The organism is Pseudomonas lyxosi (assembly GCF_047758685.1).
GTDB classification, from domain to species: Bacteria; Pseudomonadota; Gammaproteobacteria; order Pseudomonadales; family Pseudomonadaceae; genus Aquipseudomonas; species Aquipseudomonas lyxosi.
The window spans coordinates 5,136,355-5,158,663 of record NZ_CP180481.1 but is presented as its reverse complement, the minus strand read 5'-3'; the positions used below and the strand labels follow the sequence as shown (position 1 = coordinate 5,158,663).

The 22,309-nt window shown below is 54.7% G+C and carries 20 protein-coding genes; 19 read left to right on the top strand and 1 reads right to left on the bottom strand.

What is annotated here, in order from left to right:
- Positions 1-90 precede the first annotated feature (90 nt).
- The 19 genes from ACMXYI_RS23690 (at position 91) to ACMXYI_RS23600 (ending at position 20,264) form a co-directional block, all read left to right on the top strand.
- A complete protein-coding gene (locus tag ACMXYI_RS23690) occupies positions 91-426 on the top strand; it encodes a hypothetical protein (protein ID WP_415769329.1) in 336 nt (111 codons plus the stop codon).
- Positions 427-645: 219 nt separating this feature from the next.
- Complete coding sequence (locus tag ACMXYI_RS23685; RefSeq protein WP_415769328.1) at positions 646-1,134, top strand: (2Fe-2S)-binding protein; 489 nt, start codon at positions 646-648, stop codon at positions 1,132-1,134.
- Positions 1,131-2,123 carry an FAD binding domain-containing protein gene (locus ACMXYI_RS23680; RefSeq protein WP_415769327.1) on the top strand — a complete coding sequence of 331 codons (993 nt, stop codon included), beginning with the start codon at positions 1,131-1,133 and terminating at the stop codon, positions 2,121-2,123. Before ACMXYI_RS23685 ends, ACMXYI_RS23680 begins: the two co-directional genes overlap by 4 nt.
- Positions 2,120-4,510: a xanthine dehydrogenase family protein molybdopterin-binding subunit gene (locus ACMXYI_RS23675; protein ID WP_415769326.1), complete on the top strand. Its 2,391-nt coding sequence runs from the start codon at positions 2,120-2,122 to the stop codon at positions 4,508-4,510. The genes ACMXYI_RS23680 and ACMXYI_RS23675 overlap by 4 nt, the downstream gene beginning before the upstream one ends.
- A 3-nt stretch (positions 4,511-4,513) precedes the next feature.
- A complete protein-coding gene (locus tag ACMXYI_RS23670; protein WP_415769325.1) occupies positions 4,514-5,482 on the top strand; it encodes an XdhC family protein in 969 nt (322 codons plus the stop codon).
- A gap of 25 nt (positions 5,483-5,507) precedes the next feature.
- Complete coding sequence (locus ACMXYI_RS23665; RefSeq protein WP_415769324.1) at positions 5,508-6,419, top strand: AraC family transcriptional regulator; 912 nt, start codon at positions 5,508-5,510, stop codon at positions 6,417-6,419.
- A gap of 401 nt (positions 6,420-6,820) precedes the next feature.
- On the top strand, positions 6,821-7,711 hold the full coding sequence (locus tag ACMXYI_RS23660) for a transporter substrate-binding domain-containing protein (RefSeq protein ID WP_415769323.1): 891 nt from the start codon (positions 6,821-6,823) through the stop codon (positions 7,709-7,711).
- A gap of 55 nt (positions 7,712-7,766) precedes the next feature.
- Positions 7,767-8,588 (top strand): amino acid ABC transporter ATP-binding protein, encoded by an 822-nt coding sequence (locus tag ACMXYI_RS23655; protein ID WP_415769322.1) that lies wholly within the window; start codon positions 7,767-7,769, stop codon positions 8,586-8,588.
- Positions 8,589-8,599: 11 nt separating this feature from the next.
- Entirely contained in the window at positions 8,600-9,271 is a 672-nt protein-coding gene (locus ACMXYI_RS23650; RefSeq protein WP_339420497.1) for an amino acid ABC transporter permease, read from the top strand.
- Positions 9,272-9,281: 10 nt separating this feature from the next.
- Positions 9,282-9,947: an amino acid ABC transporter permease gene (locus ACMXYI_RS23645; RefSeq protein ID WP_415769321.1), complete on the top strand. Its 666-nt coding sequence runs from the start codon at positions 9,282-9,284 to the stop codon at positions 9,945-9,947.
- 22 nt (positions 9,948-9,969) lie between these two features.
- Complete coding sequence (dapA, locus tag ACMXYI_RS23640; protein WP_415769320.1) at positions 9,970-10,851, top strand: 4-hydroxy-tetrahydrodipicolinate synthase; 882 nt, start codon at positions 9,970-9,972, stop codon at positions 10,849-10,851.
- A gap of 105 nt (positions 10,852-10,956) precedes the next feature.
- Complete coding sequence (locus ACMXYI_RS23635) at positions 10,957-12,243, top strand: NAD(P)/FAD-dependent oxidoreductase (RefSeq protein WP_415769319.1); 1,287 nt, start codon at positions 10,957-10,959, stop codon at positions 12,241-12,243.
- 8 nt (positions 12,244-12,251) lie between these two features.
- Positions 12,252-13,733 (top strand): aldehyde dehydrogenase family protein, encoded by a 1,482-nt coding sequence (locus tag ACMXYI_RS23630; protein WP_415769318.1) that lies wholly within the window; start codon positions 12,252-12,254, stop codon positions 13,731-13,733.
- A gap of 13 nt (positions 13,734-13,746) precedes the next feature.
- Positions 13,747-14,769 (top strand): proline racemase family protein, encoded by a 1,023-nt coding sequence (locus ACMXYI_RS23625; RefSeq protein ID WP_415769317.1) that lies wholly within the window; start codon positions 13,747-13,749, stop codon positions 14,767-14,769.
- A gap of 67 nt (positions 14,770-14,836) precedes the next feature.
- Positions 14,837-15,547, top strand: coding sequence for a GntR family transcriptional regulator (locus ACMXYI_RS23620; RefSeq protein WP_415769316.1), 711 nt, complete (start codon positions 14,837-14,839; stop codon positions 15,545-15,547).
- Positions 15,548-16,623: 1,076 nt separating this feature from the next.
- Entirely contained in the window at positions 16,624-17,160 is a 537-nt protein-coding gene (locus tag ACMXYI_RS23615; protein WP_415773958.1) for a hypothetical protein, read from the top strand.
- Positions 17,161-17,316: 156 nt separating this feature from the next.
- Positions 17,317-17,751: a hypothetical protein gene (locus ACMXYI_RS23610; protein ID WP_415769315.1), complete on the top strand. Its 435-nt coding sequence runs from the start codon at positions 17,317-17,319 to the stop codon at positions 17,749-17,751.
- Positions 17,748-19,223: an RAD55 family ATPase gene (locus tag ACMXYI_RS23605; RefSeq protein ID WP_415769314.1), complete on the top strand. Its 1,476-nt coding sequence runs from the start codon at positions 17,748-17,750 to the stop codon at positions 19,221-19,223. Before ACMXYI_RS23610 ends, ACMXYI_RS23605 begins: the two co-directional genes overlap by 4 nt.
- 9 nt (positions 19,224-19,232) lie before the next feature.
- Complete coding sequence (locus tag ACMXYI_RS23600; RefSeq protein WP_415769313.1) at positions 19,233-20,264, top strand: sensor histidine kinase; 1,032 nt, start codon at positions 19,233-19,235, stop codon at positions 20,262-20,264.
- A 539-nt stretch (positions 20,265-20,803) separates the two neighbouring features.
- On the opposite strand, the gene ACMXYI_RS23595 is transcribed toward ACMXYI_RS23600, so the two are convergent.
- Positions 20,804-22,099 carry an NRAMP family divalent metal transporter gene (locus tag ACMXYI_RS23595; protein ID WP_415769312.1) on the bottom strand — a complete coding sequence of 432 codons (1,296 nt, stop codon included), beginning with the start codon at positions 22,097-22,099 and terminating at the stop codon, positions 20,804-20,806.
- Between the last annotated feature and the right edge of the window lie 210 nt (positions 22,100-22,309).

Here is a 22,309-nt window from a genome sequence, read left to right as displayed (position 1 = left end):
TTCGACCTTAAAGATTCGGGAGTCAGCGAAGCGTATGTAGGCCCTCACATAGTCCCTTTTGTCGCTGGATAGCTTAGTTGGAGAGCTTCCATGAGTCGTTCACCTTGCCCAATTGGATTTACCCAATCAGTTGAAATCGTAGTCCGTCCGCTCAATGTTCCAGCGCTAGTCAGCGTACTTACAGCGCGGATAGATCAATTCACTCGTACCTACTCAGGGTTCATCGGGGCGCTCGTGCAGGTGAGCGAGCAGGAGGATGCAGTCCACATGCAGCTCAGCTGGGTATCAAGGAAGTTCGGTGAAGAAGCCTTGGCAAAGACAAAAGACGGTGAGCTGGATCTCTTCCAAATTGCGAGCGATTTACAGGCCAGCGCCATGATCTTCCGCACCTTCGTTGTTGCCGCTGACATACGGACTCTTTGCTGAGCCGGCTTATGGGGGGCACATGCGCTCGTCGTTTCGAGCATTGACGTGCTCCGTAACATCTTGTTACGGGCACGTTGCCTACAAAATCCCAATCGGATTAGGCAACAAACCCCGCCGATCAGGCAATCCTCACAGCCCGCAACGAAGCATACTTAAAACCAGAGTTGGCGCTTGTACCCGCCTGGCTAAGCGCCGTTGGATTTTATTGGAGAGGCCACCATGGCAGACCGTAACAGGCTTCAGCTCACGATCAATGGCGAACATCGGGCCCTTGAACTCGACTCTCGTACCACTTTACTGGATGCCCTTCGTGAGCATGCCTCTCTCACTGGAACCAAGAAGGGATGTGATCAGGGGCAGTGTGGGGCTTGTACGGTACATGTCGACGGCGAGCGGGTATTGAGCTGTCTTACCCTAGCTGCACAGGTTGAAGGGCGTAACGTGACCACCATTGAAGGTTTAGCTCAGGCTGACGGCACATTGCATGCCGTGCAGGCCGCCTTCGTCGAGTTCGATGCCTTCCAGTGTGGTTTCTGTACCCCTGGCCAAATCATGTCAGCTGTTGCTTGCATACGTGAAGGACACACGGGGTCGGACAATGCCATACGTGAGTACATGAGCGGCAACATCTGCCGCTGTGGCGCATACCCGCACATCGTCACGGCAGTGCGGACTGCGGCGGTACGTTTGCAGGAGGGCAAGGCATGAGGGCCTTCGATTACGTTCGCGCCAACGATATCAGTACCGCGCTCCAGGAAGTTGGTCTCCCCGAGACTCGGTTCCTGGCAGGGGGCACGACATTGCTCGACTTGATGAAGTGTGGAGTTGAGCGTCCAGCACGCTTGGTCGACATCAGTCATCTACAAGGTTTGAGCGATATCACTGTCGGCACTCAGCAGATCCATATTGGTGCCTCGGCAAAGATGAGCCATGTTGCAGCCCATGCTCCGATACAGAGCCAGGCGCCCGTTCTGAGTGAAGCCCTGTGGCGTGCTGCCTCCCCGCAATTGCGCAATATGGCGTCGATTGGTGGCAACCTTTTGCAGCGCACCCGGTGTAGCTACTTTCGCGATCCTGCGGCCTACCCCAACTGCAATAAGCGCAACCCTGGCTCTGGGTGTGCGGCGCTCAACGGGATCAACCGTAACCATGCCGTGCTAGGGGTAAGCGATGCTTGCATAGCCATCTATCCCGGTGACTTGGCTGTGGCATTGGTTGCTTTCGATGCCAAAATTTTGATTCGTGGTGTGACAGATCGCCAAGTGGCGGCAGATGACTTTTATCAGTTACCTGGAGCCCACCCAGACATTGAGCATGATCTGTCTGCAGGAGAGATGATCGTCGGCGTGGAAGTCCCGGTAGTGCCAGCTCTCAAACGCTCTCATTACCTCAAGGTGCGTGATCGCGCTTCCTATGAATTTGCTGCTGCCAGCGCAGCAGTCGGTGTCGAATTTGAGGACGATGGCCACACCATCAAAGATGTCCGCATTGCCCTGGGTGGAGTCGGCACCAAGCCTTGGCGGGCACGCGGGGTCGAGCAAGCGCTTATCGGTAAGCCACTCACTGAGAAAGTGCTGCGTGATGCAGCTCGTCATGCCGTCGATGGTGCTCAAGCTCGTGAGCACAACGCCTTCAAGATAGTGCTAGCCCCCCGCATTGTCGCGCGCGCACTGATGACCGTCGGAGGCTTGTCATGAACGATCTCTTCAACCCGAAAATTGATCGGCGGACACTGCTGAAAACTGTCGCTGCAGGATCTGCTGTCGCATACACCGGCCTCGTGTTCAACCCGTTGACCGGGGAGGCGGCGCAGCTTGTTGAGAAAGAGCCCAACGGCTCTCTTGGCGAGCGTGCACCCAGGCAAGAGGGCGGCCTTAAGGTGCGAGGTGAAGCGCGCTATGCCATTGAGCATGCCATCGATGGCATGTTGTACGGCGTTGCGCTGCAATCGACCATTCCCGCCGGACGGGTCGCTGGCATCGACACTAGCCTGGCCGAAAAAGCGCCCGGTGTAGTTGCCATCTATACGCACCTTACCCGACTGGCGATTCAGCAAGCCACACCCTTTATTAAAGGCGGAGCCGCCACCGAAAACTTTACACCTTTGCAGGACGACCTGGTGCGCTGGAATGGTCAGCATATCGCCTTGGTAGTTGCCGAAAGCTTTGAACAAGCCACTGAGGCCGCGACCTTGATCAAGGTCAGCTATGAGCCAACCGATGCGATCATCGATCCTGATGATCCACGCGCAAAGCCACAGCTCATTGATGATCTACAAGCGAAATGGGGTGATGCGACATCGGCCCTGGCGTCAGCTGCGGTCAAGGTAGAAGGCATCTACACCACGCCCCGCGAATACAACGTGCCGATGGAACCCCATGCGTGCATCGCTCATTGGAGTGGGGACAATCTGACAGTTTACGAGTCAAGTCAGTGGGTGGGCGGTGCCCGCAACGTTATCGCTCAGTGGATGGGGGTGGACATGGCAAACGTCCGTGTTATTTCTCCATTTATCGGTGGTGGGTTTGGTTGCAAAGTGGCGCCACACCCGCATGTCGCCATGGCCTGTGCGGCATCGAAGGCATTGGGTCGGCCTTTGAAGGTGTCGCTGACACGTCCACAAACGTTCACCGGGTACGGTGGTCGGCCTCGCACCAGCCAACGATTGGCGTTGGGTGCCACGAAACAGGGTGTGCTTGTCTCGGTGGTGCATGAGGGTTGGAACGAGACCGCAATTGACGATACTCATTTGGAGCCAAGCACTTCAGTGACAGCACTTATGTACGCCACGCCTAATATGCTCGCTCGCCACAGCATTATCCCGGTGAATACCGTCAACCCAGGTTGGATGCGTGCGCCTGGTGAAAACATCAGCACCTATGCGCTTGAAACAGCCATGGATGAACTGGCCTATAAAGTCGGGCTCGATCCCATTGAGTTAAGGCTGCGCAATTGGGCTTCTCAAGATCCGAAAGCCAACATCCCGTGGTCGACACGGCGTCTTAGGGAGGGCTATGCCGCCGGCGCTAACGCATTTGGTTGGGCCAGCCGGAATCCGCAGCCGCGCTCAATGCGCGAAGGTCGCGAACTGATTGGTTGGGGGATGGCAGCAGGTACTTACCCGGTCTGGCGCACTCCCGGAGAAGCCAAAATCATCATCCATCGAGATGGACGGATTGAGGTACTCAGTGGAGGCACCGATTTGGGCACTGGCACCTACACGATCCTTGCGCAAACCGCCGCCGAGGTACTGGATGTTCCGACGAGTTCAGTCAAGGTGATCCTTGGCGATACGGATTTGCCCCGTGCACCCGTTGCGGGGGGCTCTCAGTTGGCGAACAATCTGACTGGCGCCGTGTATAAGGCAGCGAAAGTCGCACGCATCGAACTGCTGCGGCTCGCAACAACCGATCCGAAATCGCCTCTACACGGGATGGACATTGGCAATCTGGTGTTCAAGAACGGTCGGATCAAACCCTCACAACGACCGGGCGACGGTATAGCATTGACAGATCTGCTGAAGGCGCTTGGCAAGGATCGATTCGAGATATCCACGGACACTTTCAAGGCCGGCGCTACGGAGGCTGATCGTGACGCTGCAGCGCATGGGTTTAGCCAAATGCAATCGGCAACCAGCGGCGGAGTCTCGGCCCATAGCTGGGGCGTGCATTTCGTCGAAGTTCGGGTTGACGAGGACTTCGGTACGGTCAGGGTCAAGCGCATGGTTGCAGCGTTCGACAGCGGCAGGGTGTACAACCCGAAGCTTGCCCAGAGCCAATGGATGGGCGGGATGATCATGGGGCTCGGCCAAGCGTTATTTGAGGAAGGCCACATTGATCGGCGTGACGGTCGCGTCGTGAACGCAAGCCTCGCGGACTACCTGGTTCCGGTGAATGCCGATGTCCCGGAAATCGTCACGATTGATGTCGGCATACCTGACTTGGCCGCCAGTGTACTGGGCGGGAAAGCGGTGGGTGAATTGGGAATCGTTGGGGTCGCAGCAGCGATCAGCAACGCGGTTTACCACGCCACAGGAAAGCGTATTCGGGATCTACCGATCACCATGGACAAGCTGCTCTCCTGACCCATGAACAATCTTGATCTTCAGGTAATCGAGCAGGCGGCGAAGTGGCTTGAGCAGAGGCAGGTCGTCTGGCTCTGCACTGTCCTGGCCACCTATGGGTCGGCTCCGCGTAGCCCAGGTGCAATGTTGGTGGCGCTGCATACGGGAGACTTTTGCGGATCGCTGTCAGGAGGCTGTGTTGAAGAGGACTTCCTGGAGCGACTGGGTCGCCAGGAGTTTGCTCATCGCAGCCAGATCATTCGCTATGGCGAGGGTGGACTTGCTCCAAACCTTGCTCTGCCGTGTGGCGGCGTACTGGATGTTCTGGTGGAGCGCTTTGAACCGGACTGCCAGAGTCGCGAACACTGCGCGGTTCTATTGGATGCGCTGAAGGGGCGTCAGCAGGTAGTTCGCCATGTGAAATTAGATTCCGACCAAGTGCAAATCGAGGCAGACACTACGGCGTGTGCGCCGATTTCTGTCGAGCCCGATCATGTTCGTATACGGATAGGCGCGGCTCAGAGGCTGCTTATTGCGGGGCTTTCACCCGTCGCCGAATTTTGCGCGGGCTTTGCTGCGGCGCTGGGTTTTGAGGTAGTGGTGTGTGACCCACGTTCGGAACTGACTGCGCATTTCAATATGCCAGGCGTGAAGCTGATTGAAGTCCACCCAGCGACTTACATCTCTCAAGGCGGCTGTCATGCCGCGACTGCCGTCGTAGCACTGACTCACGATCCTCGGCTGGATGATTTGACACTCATGGAAGCCGTTACGACCCCCGCGTTCTATATTGGCGCCATGGGCTCAAGACGTAACAGTCAGAACCGCCTGGCGCGGATCAGGCGAATTGCTCGTTTGGATGATCAAAGTGTCGACCGTATCCATGCTCCTATTGGTCTGAACCTCGGGAGCAAAACCCCAGCTGAGATCGCGCTTGCGGTTATGTCCGACATCGTAAGGGTGAAAAATGGAATTGTTCGTGACGCGCTATAGCGTCGGGAGTTTTTAGGAGATGAAAATGCAAGCTGCTTCTAAAAGGAATCTCGCCGCCGGTGACACGGGTCATCTGGTTGATTTGGTGAGCCAGATTGTGCGCACCGATTGCGATTACCAGACAGCCATCCCGGGTCTGAGCTTTTATCGACGTAATGCGGTTACACAGCCTTTGCACTGCATATATGGCTTGGGTATCGGTTTGTGCTTGCAGGGCAGCAAGCAAGTCATGGTCGGTGAGGAGGTGCTCACTTATGCACCGGGGCAGTCGCTGGTCACAAGCGTAGACCTTCCAGTGATAGCGAATGTCACCCAAGCCAGTTTCGCGCATCCGTATCTGGGCATCATGCTGACTTTCGACAACACCATGGTTATGCAGGTAGCTGAGCGTCTGCATCTATCTCAACGCATGAAGGACGATGGCTTCAGACCTGTCACTGTGCAGACACTGGACGTGTCAGTGCTGAACGCTTTTGAACGGCTGGTTGCACTGCTCGATGAGCCTTTTTTGATCGCTGCAATTGCTCCGCTAATCACAGAAGAGATCGTCGTTCGATTGCTGAACGGCGCCCATGGGCCGCAATTGCTCCACATCGTCAGTGCCGGCTCACCGAGCCAACACATCGCGAAGGCGGTGGCCTGGCTCAAGCTCAATTTCAGTCGGGCGCTGCGCATGGATGACCTGGCAGCTACCGCCTATATGAGCCCCTCCACATTTCGTCAGCACTTCCGGGCGGTGACCGGAATGAGTCCGCTGCAGTATCAGAAACAGCTCAGGCTGCAAGCTGCCAGGCAGATGATGTTGAGTCAGAATGTAGATGCGAGTAGTGCCGGCGGTCTGGTCGGATATGAAAGCTCATCGCAGTTCAGTCGTGAGTACAGCCGCCTGTTTGGTGAGCCGCCTCAAAGGGATATAAAACGCATGCGTGTGCAATAGCCGTATGGCTTCGGCATCGCCAAGTCCTGGCTGACCAAGTGATTTTGGTTTGTGTACAAATAAGGGCCCAGCGAGGGCCCTTATTTGTGGACACCTAAATTTCACACCCTGCATCCGCATCCATGACCAAGAGAGCGCATGACATGTATCTAGAGCGCGAGTCTCGGAAATCCTAGCTAACGCTCTTACGCGCCCATTGATCTATTTCTAGAATTTCGCCCTCCAGCATTGGCTTAAACGCAATTTTATTCCCTCGCGACGCCTAGCGCTCTTCAGCGCCATACCTCCGACCGTCAATCACCCCATAGCAAAAATTTCACGAGCACTGTTGACACATCAATTCGTTCAAAACTACTCTGCATACAGCGCTGCATACATGACGGCGCACACAGCTTAAACGCTTGTACCTTTCTGCCCAAGAAAAATTAAATATCGGTGAGGTCAACATGACACGGCTCCTTTCTTCCCCCCTCCGCAAAATGCTCGTGGGCGTTTCTTTTCTTGGCGCATTGTTAGCCCAAGCACCCGCGAACGCAGCAGATTCAACGCTTTGGCAAGGCATTCAGAAGGCAGGTGTTCTGCGATGCGGGGCGGCAGTGGCTGCACCGTACGTCATGCGTGATGCGCGCTCTGGTCAATACAGTGGGTACTTTGTAGATCTATGCCGTGACTTCGGAGAGAAGGTTCTCAAGGTCAAGGTTGAATTCGTGGACACGAACTGGGACAACCTGGTGGCAGGCCTTCAGGGCGGCAAGTGGGATATGGCTATGGCGCTGAATCAGACACCTGAGCGTGCGATGGCAGTGACCTTCTCGGTGCCAGCAACCGATTACCAAATCTCCCTGTTAACCAACAAAGACAATCCCAAGTTTGCGAGCGCGGGTAACGCCGTCGCTGACTATGACAAGCCCGGAGTTTCGATTGCCGTGATGTCTGGCACTGCTGCCGACAAAGCCATCACAGCGGTTGTGAAAAGCGCCACGATCATGCGTCTGCCAGGTATGGACGAAACACGTCTGGCTGTGATGTCCAAGCGCGCTGATGTGCTGGTCGATGCCAGCGATACCAATCACCTCTTCGCCATTGCCAACCCTGATTGGACGAAGGAAATATTGCCCGTGCCCGCACTGGCAAAGCAGGGGGTTGCGTTTGGCCTGTCACGCAATGCCACACCGTCTGATCTTCAAGTATTGAACATCTATCTCACGCAACGTCGAGAAACAGGGGAGATATCCGCTCTTGTTGATAAGGCTTCTGCGCTCGCCAATGCCGGCGATAAAACCCCTCAGTAATTTTCCGACGATCCCGAGAACGGCTTTGAATTAGCGTTCTCCTGGAGAAAGTTCTATGACCGCTCCTTATCTGGTGGCTGCTCAGCCGCAGGATTCGCTCACCCTTAATTCGGCTAAGGGCGACTTTATCCAGTTGCGTGAAGTGTACAAATCGTATGGCGAAGGCTTGGTGGTAATGGATCACCTGGATCTCGATATGCGCTCGGATGATCGCCTGGTCATCATTGGCCCGAGCGGTAGCGGCAAGAGCTCCTTGCTGCGAGTCATGATGGGCCTTGAAAGCATTCAAGGGGGCAAGATCTCCTTCCAGGGCAAGCCTTACATTGATGGTTCAACGCGTGGAGCCGGTAAGCCTTTGGATGCAAAGTTGCAGGCTCAGGTGGGTATGGTTTTTCAGCACTACACCTTGTTCCCGCACCTTTCTGTATTGGGCAATCTGATTCTCGCGCCCATGAAGGTACACGGCCTGTCTAAAGCTCAAGCGACAGAAAAGGCGCGTGTGTTCCTCGCTCGACTTGGCCTCGAAAGCAAACTGAATGTTTATCCGAGTCAGCTTTCAGGCGGGCAAAAACAGCGAGTGGCAATCGCCCGCGCCTTGATGCTAGAACCCAAACTGATGCTTTTCGATGAGGTCACCTCGGCGCTTGATCCGGAAATGGTCACCGAAGTGCAGAGCGTGATGATGCAATTGGCAGAAGAAAAAATGGCCATGATCATAGTCACTCACGACATGCACTTTGCCCGCAGTATCGCTTCGCGTGTGGTGTTCTGCGCCAACGGGAAAGTCGTCGAGCAAGGGCCGCCAGAGCAGATTTTTACCAAACCCAAGGAGCCGCGTACCCGCGAATTCCTGGAAAAAGTCTTGCACTTGGATTGAGGCTCGCGTCCATGAATTATGAATTCGATTTTCATTTTCTGACCGGTAATTACGGCGTGCTCTGGGATGGCCTGAAGGTCACTTTACAGCTCGCTTTGATATCGAATGTGGTGGGCTTGGTACTGGGGTTTGGTCTTTGTCTGTTGACGCTGAGCAAATGGTTCTTCATTCGCTGGCCGGCGCAGCTATTCATTGAGTTCTTTCGTTGCACGCCGGCGCTGCTGCAGATCGTGTGGTTCTTCTACTGCTTGCCAATGCTGTTCAACGTGTTCATCGATCCGATCACCATGGGCGTGCTTGCCCTGGGCCTGAATCTCACCGCGTTCAATGCTGAAGCGTATCGGGCAGGTGTACAGGCTGTTCCAAGGGAACACGAAGATGCTTGTGTCGCGTTAGGCCTGCGTCCGTGGCAGCGAACGATCTATGTGATTTTGCCGCAGGCGTTTCGTACCGCATTGCCGGTGTTGATGACCAATGGCATTTCAATCCTTCAGCAGAGTGCGCTGGTCGCCATCGTCGCTGTTGCCGATCTGATGTACGTCGGTAAAAGCATTGCCACAGAAGCCTATCGACCACTGGAAACCTACTCACTCATTGCGTTGATCTACTTCGCTCTGTCACTGCCCATCGCGCAATTGGTGCAGTGGATCGAACGTCGTCAGGACACTGCGCTCGCGCGCTGAGGAGATCGTCATGCAACTCGATTTTACGGTCGTTTTTTCTTATTGGCAGGTCTTGGCAAAAGGGCTCGCGTTGACGCTGGCTTTCACGGTCAGTTGCGCGGTGCTGGGTAGTGTTTTCGGCTTTTTTTTGAGTCTTCTACGTCTCTCAAAAAACCGGTTTATCAGCATTCCCACGGGGCTTTATGTGGAGCTCTTTCGCGGCACGCCGTTGTTGATCCAATTGTTCTGGATTTTCTTCTGCCTGCCTGTGGTGTTCGGCATTTCTGTTGCGCCTTACGTCTCCGTGATGTTGGCATTGACCCTGTACATGACGGCCATTACCAGCGAGACATTTCGTGGCGCGCTGAAATCCATTCCCAGCGAGCAACACGATGCTTGCACGGCCCTTGGTGTCGCCAAGTGGAACAAAGTGCTCTACGTCATTTTCCCGCAAGCGCTTCTCAGAGCGGTACCACCGCTTCTTTCCAACGTAGTGAGCCTCTTCAAAGAGAGTGCACTGATTTCATCTGTCGGCATCGCTGACCTGATGTTCGTAGGGCAAAACATTTCGAACAGTACCGCACGCCCGGTGGAGTTTTTATCGGCGGTGGCGGTGATCTATTTCCTTGTGGCGTTCCCCCTGACCCGACTGGTCGGGGTGGTCGAAACCCGGATGCTCAAACGCTACGCATACTGATAATCACACTGGAGATTCTCCCATGCAGCAACTTAACGGCATCATGCCAGCCCTGGTGACCCCTTTCGACAAAACCGGCGCAGTCGATTACGACGTGCTGGCCTCCTTGGTTGAATATCAAATCAAGCAGGGTGTAGGCGGCTTGGTACCCTTGGGTTCAACCGGTGAATACTACGCATTGACCAATGAAGAGCGACGCCGGGTTATGGCCACTGTTCGGGAAGTCGCCAATGATCGCGTTATGTTGATTGCCGGTGCGAATGGCTCTTGCACCCGCGAAGTCATCGAGCAGGTCAAGCAGGCTCGGGATACCGGATACAGCAATTTGCTGATTGCTCCGCCGTACTATGCCATTCCGACTCAGGACGAACTCATCGGTCACTACAATGCCATCCTTGATGCGGTACCTGACGTGAACATCGTTTTGTACAACTACCCGATCCGCACTAACGTGGAGGTGGGTTACAGCGTCATGGATGCGCTCAAGGATCATGACCGGGTCATCGCCATCAAAGAAAGCGCCGGTAACTTGCTGCGGGCCATCGAAATCGATGACCGCTACAAGGGGAAGATCCAGCTTTCTTGCGGTTCTGATGACCAGGCTCTGGACTTCTTCCTATGGGGCGCCACCAGCTGGATCTGCGCGCCGGCGAATTTCCTGGCGCCGCAAATTGTGGCGTTCTATGAAAACTACGTCAGCGGGCAACTCGCCGGTGCCCAGCAGATCGTGCGCTCGCTGTTCCCGCTGATGAACAACTTGGAAAGCGGCAAGTTCATTCAAAAGGTCAAGTACGGTTGTGAGCTCGCAGGCTTCAATGTGGGCGTCGCGCGCATGCCGTTGTTGCCACTGACCAATGAGGAAAAATCCGAATTCCGCAAAGAGTTCGAAAAGCTTCAGGGCTGATATCGATCCCGCATCGGCACCAGGTGCTGATGCGGGTTTTTCAGTCGTTGGTCAATGTCCATGATGGATTCATGCATGCAGGTTCTGCGCTAATCGAGAGTCTTTATGATCACTATGCAACCGCCCACCCATCAGGCCATCAGTGGCGAATCAGCCGTCGTCATTGGCGGTGGCATTGTTGGGGTGTGCTGCGCCTTGTACCTGCAACGCGAAGGTTACCGGGTCACCTTGGTCGATCCTCAGGCACCGGGTGACAGCACCGCCAAGTGGAGTTGCGGGCAGATGGCGGTGAGTGAGGTTATCCCTCTGTCCAAGCCGGGAATTCTAAAAAAAATACCTGCCTGGTTGCTTGATCAAAAGGGCCCGCTAGCGCTTCGGCCTAGCGCTCTTCCCGGGATCTTGCCTTGGTTTCTGCGTTTCGTTGCTTGCGCTCGTCATTCGCGCATAGTCGAAATTGCCAATGAGATGGCGACATTGACTCACCACGTCTACGAAGACTACGCGCCGTTACTGGAGCGATGCGCTGACAAAACGTTAATGGGCGAACGTCCAATCATTGAGGTATTTGACACCTCTGAGGGGTTAGCCCAAGAGGGGCCCCATATGGATCTACGTCGATCCTTGGGTTTCAAATCAGAAGTGCTCGATCGTGCGGCGATATCGGATCTGGAACCTGCGTTGGCTGGAAAATTCAGTCACGGTTTATTGTTCCCAGATTGGCGCGCGGTCAGTGATACCAAAGGGTTCATCGGCGCCCTCACACAAAGCTTTATTGAGCAGGGCGGTGTCCGTGTACGTGGGCAGGTTCAAAAAATAGACGAAGTTTCTGACCGTGCCAGCGGCATAACTTTGGTCAATGGTGAGCGTTACCAAGCTGACCACGTCGTCATTGCAGCTGGCACTGGTTCAAGTCAGTTTTTCTCCCAGATAGGTGGTTCAGTGCCACTTGCAGGCATTGCTGGATACCAGGTGCTGTTACCCCACTCGGGCGTGGAAGTACGTCACTCAGTTATCTATGCCGACGGCGGATTCTGTTTTGCACCGATGACTCGTGGTTTGCAGATCGGCGGCACTATCGAGTTCTCCGGCCCCAACGCCAAGCCGAATTTCAAACGTGCCGAAATCATTCTGGAAAAGGCCCGCAAAATCCTTCCGCAGCTGAAGCTCGACGATATCGAATACGGCATCGGTTATCGGCCATTTCTGCCGGACACAAAGCCTGTGATTGATCGAAGCTCGCGCCTGAAGAATGTCTTCCTTGCGTTCGGCCATGGCCAGCTTGGACTGACACTCGGGGCAACGACTGGACGCCTCATCACCGACATGGTCGCCGGGCGCCAACCTACACAAGACTTGACTCCTTTCAGCGCCAAACGCTTTGCGTTCAACTGAGGTTCATCATGAAATCCTACGACCATCTCTACATCGACGGCCAATGGGTAAAACCTGCCTTGGGCGGGACTTTCGCAACTATCGATCCCAGTAATGAATCGGTCATTACGCGCGTTGCTGCAGCCACCGCAAAAGATGTCGACCTGGCAGTTATAGCGGCACGAAGAGCTTTCGACGACGGCCCTTGGCCGCAGATGGCCGGCGCGGAACGGGCAGTTGTATTGCGCCGTATCGCAGCGGGTATTCGGGAGCGCCTGGACGTTCTTGCAGAGCTCGAGGTGCGTGACAATGGCAAACCGCTTCCCGAGGCTCAATGGGACATCGGAGACACGGCAGGATGCTTCGATTTCTATGCCGACCTTGCAGAAGAACTTGATGTTCAGCAAGAGAAGCGCATCAACCTTTCTGATGAGCGATTCAGCTGCATAGCTCGCAAGGAGCCGATGGGGGTGGCAGGGGCGATCATTCCCTGGAACTTCCCGATGCTGATGGCCGCCTGGAAGGTGGCACCTGCTTTGGCCGCTGGTTGCTGCATGGTGCTCAAACCATCGGAGCTCACACCTTTGACAGCGCTTGAGTTGGCTGACATTGCACATGGGGCTGGGCTGCCGGCAGGGGTATTGAACGTGGTAACGGGCTTGGGGCCTGACGCAGGCGCTCCCCTGAGTGAGCATCCGGGCATCGATAAGTTAGCGTTCACTGGCAGTGTTCCAACCGGCTCCAGGATCATGCAAGCAGCCGCTCGCGACATCAAAAACATCAGTCTTGAGCTGGGTGGTAAATCACCTTTCATCATTTTTGATGACAGCGACATTGAAGCGGCTGTCGAGTGGATCATGTTCGGAATCTTTTGGAACCAGGGAGAGGTATGTTCGGCGACCTCACGTGTCCTGGTACAACGCGGTCTGTATGAGCCTTTGCTCAAACGCCTGGTCGAGGAGACGAGCAAGCTCAGCATTGGCGATGGATTGAAGGATGGTGTTCTGCTAGGGCCTTTAGTCAGCAGCGGTCAATACAACAAAATTCTGGAAGCTGTTGCACGTGGCCAGGAAGAGGGCGCCACTCTGCTGTACGGTGGCACGAGGCCGGCGCATTGCGAGTCGGGGTATTTCATCACTCCCGCTATCTTTGCAGATGTGCCAGTCGATAGCTGGATCTGGAATGAAGAGATCTTTGGCCCGGTGGTTTGCGTACGTCCCTTCGACGATGAAGTGGAAGCGCTGAAAAGTGCCAACGATTCACGCTTCGGTCTGGCAGCGGCGGTCATGTCGAAAGACCTGATTCGCGCGGAGCGGGTCGCGCGCCGCCTTCGAGCCGGTATTGTCTGGGTTAATTGCTCCCAACCGACGTTCACCGAAGCACCCTGGGGTGGCTACAAGCAAAGCGGAATCGGCAGGGAGTTAGGGGAGTGGGGGTTGAATAACTACCTCGAAACCAAACAGATCACCCGGTACGACAGTGAACAACCGTGGGGCTGGTACATCAAGTAAGGGGGAGGGCGCCATGCGCTGGAAGAAAACGCTTCAATTGGTCGACGTGCATTGCGAAGGCGAGATCGGCAAAGTCATCACGGGAGGTGTCCTCGACATCCCCGGCAAGACCATGCTCGACAAGATGAACTATATCAACGAGGTCGACGATAGCCTTCGTCGCCTGGTGGTTTTGGAGCCGCGTGGATGCTTGCAGATGTCGGTCAATCTGTTGCTGCCGCCAACGCGACCTGAGGCCCAGGCGGGCTTCATTGTTTTGCAGGCTGACAAGGCTCACCCGATGTCAGGCAGTAACTGCATCTGCGTCGTCACAGCATTGCTTGAGCTCGGCATCCTGCCGATGGAAGAGCCATACACGACCGTTGTTCTGGATACTCCAGCCGGTCTGGTCACCGCGCGTGCGCAATGTGCAGAGGGTCGCTGTGTGAGTGTCTCGCTGGATATGGTGCCGTCGTTTGTGGAGCATCTGGATGCTGTTATACAGACTGACGAATTTGGCCCCATCAAAGCGGATATTGCCTTTGGTGGTGTGTATTACGCCCTGATTGATGTTGATCAGGTCGGGCTGAGTATCGAGCCCGGTAAGGCTCGAGAACTTGCGGATGCGGGTGTGCGCTTGAGAGGCATCATCAACGAGCAGGTGTCCGTGAAGCATCCGCTGATCGATAGTCTGAATGAGGTTGCGTATGTGATGTTCCGCAATCGTATTGATCAACTTACTTGGCAAACCTGCACGACATTGCCCCCTGGTCGCGTAGATCGCTCTCCATGCGGTACTGGCAGCTCAGCGAACCTGGCAACCCTGAGCGCCCGTGGGCAAGTGACGCCAGGCGATCAACTGATCTCTCGCTCAACTATTGGGGGCGAGTTCAAGGTCGAGCTTCTTGGTTTGACGGAAGTTGGAGATCGGGCGGCAGTGCTGCCTCGAATAACCGGGCGAGCCTGGGTGTATGGCATGCATCAAATTGGCGTCGACCCTGATGACCCACTGGCCGATGGGTTTATGTTGAGTGACACTTGGGGCGAAGGTTTCTAACCAGGCTATGGCTGGTGTTAGTCTTACACTCGGTCAAACGACCAGCCAGTACGCTGAGAGCAACTCAATGAGCAACGATACCGCTGAGACGAACGGAAGCATCAAACGCCATGGTGGGCGTTACATCTACGAAGAGCTTCGTAAACAAATACTGACGCTCAAGCTAAAGCCCGGATCTCCACTGGATGAGGTGTCGTTGGCCGCACAATTCGGTCTTTCTCGTTCTCCGGTAAGGGATGCGCTGGCGCGACTCATCAGCGAGGGGCTGGTCACTATCCTGCCCAACAGGACAACGCTGGTAACGCCATTCGAGATTGAAGACTTTCCAAACTATATTTCGGCGCTTGATCTCATTCAGAGAGCCGTTACGCGGCTGGCTGCGACTCAACATAACGATGAGGATCTGGAGCGGATTCGCACGGCTGACGCTGTCTACCTCGATGCAGTGACCTCAGGCGATTTTCAGGCGATGTCGGAGACGAACAAAGCCTTTCACATTGCAATTGCTCAGGCAGGAAAAAACCCCTACTTCATCAGTTACTACGAGAAGCTGCTAGGAGAGGGGCAAAGACTTGCGCATTTGCATTTTGATTACATCATCAGTGCTGCGAGCACTACCACACGTCTCGGTCGTGACCATGATGAAATTATTGAGGCTATCGCTGCTCGAAATCCCGACGAGGCTGAGCAAGCAGCTCACGAGCATACAATGCTCTTCCAGCGCCGTTTTCTCGCTTATATGCAGCAAAATCTGACCCAAGCTGTTTCGGTGAAGTAGACAACTTTTTGTAGTTGTTCCGAACGAAGGCTATAAGCTGGTCATTTTCGAGTCCTGGCTGACCAAGTGAGTTTGGTTTGAGTACAAAAGGGCCCTGTGATGGCCCTTTTTGATGACAGTTATCCAGGGCGGTTTTAGGTGTGGGCCTAGATGTTGCCGCCGAATTTTTTACATATGGAATCCAGGTCATCCCACGGATTGCGCCTCTGTCCTGCATGTTCACAGCCCGGAGAGTGTGTAAACGCGGCGCCCCGATCAACTCTCGTTGCTGCGATTCGCACGCCCGGCAAGATACGACGCCGTTAGAGAGTCGCCAGTGGGCATTCCAATCCATTAAGTCTTCGTTTGCCGTCATAGATCACCATCTTTGCTCCCCATACTGGATTGATCGGCAAGCGAGATGGGGGTTCCACATATTCAGGCTGCTTACGGAAAATTGTGAGGCTTAGTCCCTAGCCACTTGCTGACCTGACCCAAGTGTTTGTTTGTCCAGGAAGCGAGTCGGGCCGAAGCCTCTCAGATACGGTGTGATGACTTTCGCGCCCAGCGTCCTCGCCGATCCACAATCCACGCTAATCGCACATTTAAGAACGTAGGCTGATCTAAATTTGCCGACATGACCGGATCGCTGCGGCCTTCGGTCAACTAATGAACCACACCTTTTTCTTTTTCTGTGTAGAGCATACGGCCATCATTGTGGCGCATGACCAAACACGATATTTATGACGGACGCGAAGGCCTTCGGCTCTGGAATTACATGACGTTCAAGGAGGACGATGAAGTCCAGGAAGTCTGACGGATCAACGTCAAGCTGAAGCGCATAGATGAGGTGGTGATTCCGTTTGTAGCGGGTAACCAGACTTTCCATAACCATGGGCTCGTGCAGGTTGCTGAACGGGAGTTCGGGGCGCGGATGATTGCGGAGCTTTTAGTGCAAAGGTGAAATCAGAAATAAATGCCCTTCGGCAGGCGTTAGTGAATGACCAACGCTGATGAGGGAGATATCCAGTTCAATTCGCGGATTGGGATGGGGGAGTAAGCCGGAGCTTCACATATTTGATCAGGATGAGCCCGCCTTGCCGAGAATTTTGACTTCCCAGATAAGTGACACTGCACTAAGCGAGCACAATGCCAGGATGTTCGGGTCGCCAAAGGAGCGCTTGGATTTTTACCGAAGGGAGATTCAGTACGAGACCAGCATCTTGGCCAATCGAACTGACGCCTATCTGGCATCTCAGTCCTTTTTGGTCATCGCATTTGCCTCTTGTATGGGCAATCTAAACCCCGAATGGGGCAAGTTATTCACGCTAGTGGTACCACCGTTTCTTACGTTGCTTGGGGTACTAAGTTCGCTGAATGCTTGGCCCGGTATACGTGCGGCATACGACATTATCGGCCACTGGCATTTCAAGCAGAGCGAGCTATTGCATAGCGAGCCTGTGATGGGGTTGGCGTATGACGAATCGCCTTTGTTTTGTGAGCGAGAGTCCACGCACAAAGGGTACCGAAAGGCGTTGCTGTTTTCGGTTCGCACACCTTGGATCTTTGCGACGTTCTGGATATTGCTTGGCATTTGGTCGGTTTATATCCAAATCGCAAATCCAGGTGTTTGAGACGTGGACAGAGAGGCAAATCCTTGCTGTTTTGGACTACTTTTCTTCAGCCACGGAGCTGGTATCCGGACATCATCAGCTCTGCGTCCAAATGAAAACTCGGTCACAGGTTATAGGGTGTACCATCGATAGGCGCCCATCAAAAATTAGTGAGCCATGTCCACGCTAAGCGAAGAGAGCCGCCAGATCGTAGCTTCTCTGGCGCACCGTGTTGGCCCCAACGCTGACACTGCAAGGATCGCCCAGGCGATCATTTCAACCTTGCGGGATATGGATGTAGCCCTCACGCCCATTATCGGCCAGCAAGGGGGGGCCGCGCTTTATCGCCGCAGCCTTCATCTGTGCGCCTCCCACCATCCGCGTCTGGCCGGCACTTGTGACAGAGCGCCCCCCGGCATGGATCTGACTGCCCTCAAGTCCGTAATCGTTGAGCAAAGCGAAACCGATGCGCTGTTTTTCGGTGAAATGTTGCTGACCACGTTTTACGAACTGCTGACCACGCTGATCGGGCCCTCGCTCACCGCACGTTTGCTTCGTGGCGTGTGGGAACCTTCTTTGAGCGACACCCCTTCGCAGGAAATTTCGCCATGAGCACCAAAGTGACTATCAACCGCCTGGCCACCGGCGTGCCAGGACTGGACGAGGTGCTGGGCGGAGGATTGCCGGAATTTTCGTTCAACCTGATCGCAGGTCCCCCTGGCTGTGGCAAAACCACCCTGGCGCATCAGATGATGTTCGCCCTGGCGACGCCCGAGCGCCCGGCACTGTTTTTTACGGTGCTCGGCGAGCCGCCGCTGAAGATGCTGCGGTATCAGCAGCAATTCGACTTTTTCGACAGCGAAGCGATCAACCAGTCGATCCGCTACATCAACCTGGCTGACGACACCCTGGCCGGGAATCTGGACGAAGTGCTGCGGCGCATCGTCAGCGAGGTGGAGGCTCACTCCCCGTCACTGGTGTTCGTCGACTCGTTCCGTTCGGTGGTGCTGGCCAGCCAGACCCAGGACAACCCGAACAACAACCTGCCGCAGTTCGTTCAGCAATTGGGCATGTTGATGACCACCTGGCAGGCGACGACCTTCCTGATTGGCGAATATTTCACCGAAACCGACACCAACCCGATTTTCACCGTGGCCGACGGCCTGATCTGGCTGCGCCAGAGCGTGCAGCGCAATTCCATGGTACGCAAGATTGAAATCATGAAGATGCGCGGCCAGCCCACATTACCGGGCTTGCACACCTTCCGCATTACGACATCGGGGGTCAAGGTCTTTGCGCCGGCAGTGCTCAAAGCGCCTGAAGCGCCGCTGGAATTCCCGATCAAACGCCTGAAAATGGGCGTGTCGCAGCTCGACGAGATGCTCGGTGGCGGCCTGCCCCGTGGTTATTCCTTGCTGGTGGCAGGGCCGTCGGGCTCGGGCAAGAGCGTTCTGGCGGCCACCTTCCTCGCCGAAGGAGCTCGCAATGGCGAAACCGGTGTGATCGCGGTGTTCGAACAACGGCCCAATCATTTTCAAAATGCCACTCTCACTCAATTGATCCAAAGCGGTCAGGTCGGCTTGGTGGACAGCAGCGCGCCGGATCTGTCTATCGCCGAAATCGTCCAGTTGCTGCTCAGCGAGATTCGCCGACTGAAAGCCACTCGGGTGGTGATCGACTCGTTGTCGGGCTTCGAACTGGCGCTGGCCCCGACTTTCCGCGAAGACTTCCGTGAATCGCTGTCACGCATGGTCACTGCGCTGACCAGTGTTGGGGTCAGTGTATTGATGACTTCGGAGCTGGAAGACCGCCACACCGACCTGCGTTTCAGCCCTTACGGCACGGCGTTCCTGACCGACGCCATCATCGTCCAGCGCTATATTGAAGTAGAGAGCCGCTTGCTCCGCATCATGGCCGTGGTCAAGCTGCGGGCTAGCGCCCACTCTGATGAGTTACGGCTTTACCGCATCGACGAAAACGGCTTGCAGATTGGCGAAATGCTTCATGACCAAGAAGGTCTGCTCGGAGGCCGACCCACAAAGCGGATTTCAGGTGTATCACATCCAGGAGATAAAAATGCTTGAGCCCGACTCATGAGTAATGTCGATGGCACGAATGAGCGTGAGATCGCTAATGCTGCTCACGAACTCTTCCTGCTTGGCCAGAAAACCGTTGAAGCACGCGCCGTGCTGGCAGCACTTCAAAAAGAGTTGAGCGACACCAGCAGCCGGCTGGTGGATAGTCAGCAGGTCGAGCAGGTGATTGAGGCTAATCAGCAGCCAGTACCTGCGAAACTGCTGGTGCAGTCAGACGCTATAGTCGCCCCACGCTTGGAAGAGCAACGTTTGTACCAGGAACTGCGTGAGGCTAATGCCCAGCTGGTCATAGCCGCACTCAGCGCTCAAGACCTTCAGGCTGTAGCCGAGCGCGCACTGAGTCAGCAAAAAAGCATATTGGCGACGGTGGCTCATGAGCTACGTAACCCATTAACGCCTATCAGTATGATTGCAGAACGTATGGTGCGTTTGCCTAGCGATCAGCTGCCTCGGATGCGGGAGTTGATCGAAGGCCAAGTGCAACATATGTCACAGCTGGTCGATGATCTGCTGGATGTCTCCCGTGCCAGCACTGGCAAGTTGCGACTCAATCGCCGCGATGTCGACATAATTCAAGTTCTGCGTGAAGCCATTGATGCGTGCCGCCCTTTGATGAGCGCACAAGAGCAGCATTTCAACGTCCATCTTCCCGATGGGATCTTGATGGTCAATGGTGACCCAGGGCGCCTCGCGCAGATTCTCCACAACCTTCTGGCGAATGCGGCGAAATACACCCCGACCCACGGTAGGATCAAACTGTCTGTAACGGTAGCGTCCGACGTTTTGAAAATAACCATTTCCGACAATGGAATCGGTATTTCCGCTAAAGCGCTCCCGTTTATTTTCGATCCCTATGTTCAAGACGTGCATGCCGTCGGATTCAATGGGTCAGGCTTGGGCATCGGACTGACAGTAGTCCGCGAGCTGGTTGAGGCGCACGGCGGCGAAGTTACCGGTATGAGCGAGGGTGATGGCATGGGTAGCGAATTCGTGGTCACGTTACCGATGGTGATCCATTCAAACGGATAAAAAGGCGTGGACAGTGATTGATCTAAGTCCAGGGGCGTAGGCCAGCTCTCACCAGACAAGATTATTGCCGCCCATCGCTCTGGCTGATCCATAAAAAACCGCAATCAAGATTCTTGGCGGGTACTGCAACTCGTAACATCGAGTCAGACCCGCTGAGCACAGGATCCGACATGAACGCAGCGGACGACTTTAGATTTAAATCTCATGAGCTGCTTTTAGATCTGGATGCAGCTATTAGCCAAATGATGATGTTGGTCGCAACTCGCGAGCTTTCCGGTGAAAGGTGGTGTACGGCTGTAACCCAACATTCGGACGCGTATGCAGCTTGGAATTCTCATCTGAATGAGTCATCTCTACCGAACGCTCCCATCCTTTAAGTCCGAGAAATCACCTCTGGGTCACTGATCGAAAAGAGAGCGGTCGTGCGACCAACCGGGCCAAGCCTTGAATGCTATGGATGATGGCCCAAGTCACGATTCTCCTGGGGAACCACCCACTGGCTATGACTGAGATACCTGACTAAATATCAGAAAAAGGTTCTACGCTGAAAACATGCCCCAGAGCATACCTGTCACGACAAGAGCCATTGCTATAGTACAGATCCAGCCCAATGCCCTCAGTCCAGGGTGAATGACGAAAGACCCCATTATTTCTTTGTGTGAAGCCATCAACATCATGATGAACATGACAGGCGCCGCAATCACGCCATTGACTACTGCACTCCAAAACAATGCTTTGATGGGGTCGATAGGAGCAAAGCAGATCAATACACCCAATAATGTTGCCGCAGTGATAATGCTATAAAACGCTTTGTTTGTTTCCGGCTTGGCCGCCAAGCTATTTCTCCATCTAAAGGTACCGGCCACGGCATAAGCAGCAGAGCCTGCCAGCACGGGAACCGCTAACATGCCGGTGCCAATAATGCCTGCGCTGAACAACCAAAATGCAAACTCCCCCGCAATCGGTCGTAAAGCACCCGCCGCCTGTGCGGACGATTGAATATCTGTGGTGCCATGCATATTTAGCGTGACAGCAGTGGTCAACATAATAAAAAACGCAATGAGGTTCGAAATTCCCATACCCACTATTGTGTCAATTTTGATGCGAGTAAAGTTGGCTCGCGCTTGGTCTGGCGCATCAATCAGCGTCTGAGCCTTGGGGTCAGCTTCCATGTCTTCAACTTCCTGTGATGCTTGCCAGAAAAAGAGATAGGGGCTGATGGTTGTGCCAAAAATGGCAACCACCATGGTTATATACTCCGGCTTCCAGGACATGTGAGGCCACACAGTCTGGCGAACGACCTGCCCCCATGGAATCTGCACGGCAAACATAATGCCGACATAAGCCAGCAACACTAGTGTCAGCCACTTGAGTACCCGCACATAGCGCTTATACGGAATGAACACCTGCAGAAGCAGAGAAACCAGACCAAAGCCGACTGCGTAGAATTGAGACGATCCGCCTATCAACAGCCTTAACGCCGCCCCCATCGCTGCGATGTCCGCTGCAATATTGATGGTATTGGCAAACATCAATAGGGTGACGATGCCATATACAAAAGGCCAAGGGTAATTGCTGCGGATATTGGTAGCGAGCCCATGCCCGCTGACTCGGCCTATTTTTGCGCTGATGATCTGAATGCCGACCATCAGGGGAAAGGTGAAAAACAACGTCCAGAGCGTATTAAAGCCAAATTGCGCGCCTGCTTGCGAGTAGGTCGCTATACCGCTTGGATCATCATCCGCCGCGCCTGTGATAAGGCCGGGCCCTAGTTTTTTCATCCACGAACGATGGGGAACAGCCAGAGGCTTGCCTATGAGCTCTTTCTTATTCATTTTTGATTTCTCAGGGGCACCGGATGCCACACCAAGTTTTGACTGAGGCCCTTCAACGGGAGTTCCTTGGCAGAATTCAGGAAGGCGTATTGCCCATGGGGAATGGCTGCTCTGGGCAAAGGCTGCCGATCACCAGCTCCGAATAGATCATTGGGAGTCCTTCGGATGTGACCTTGAGGCAAGAACGATTCGTAGAAGTTTTGCGGGCTC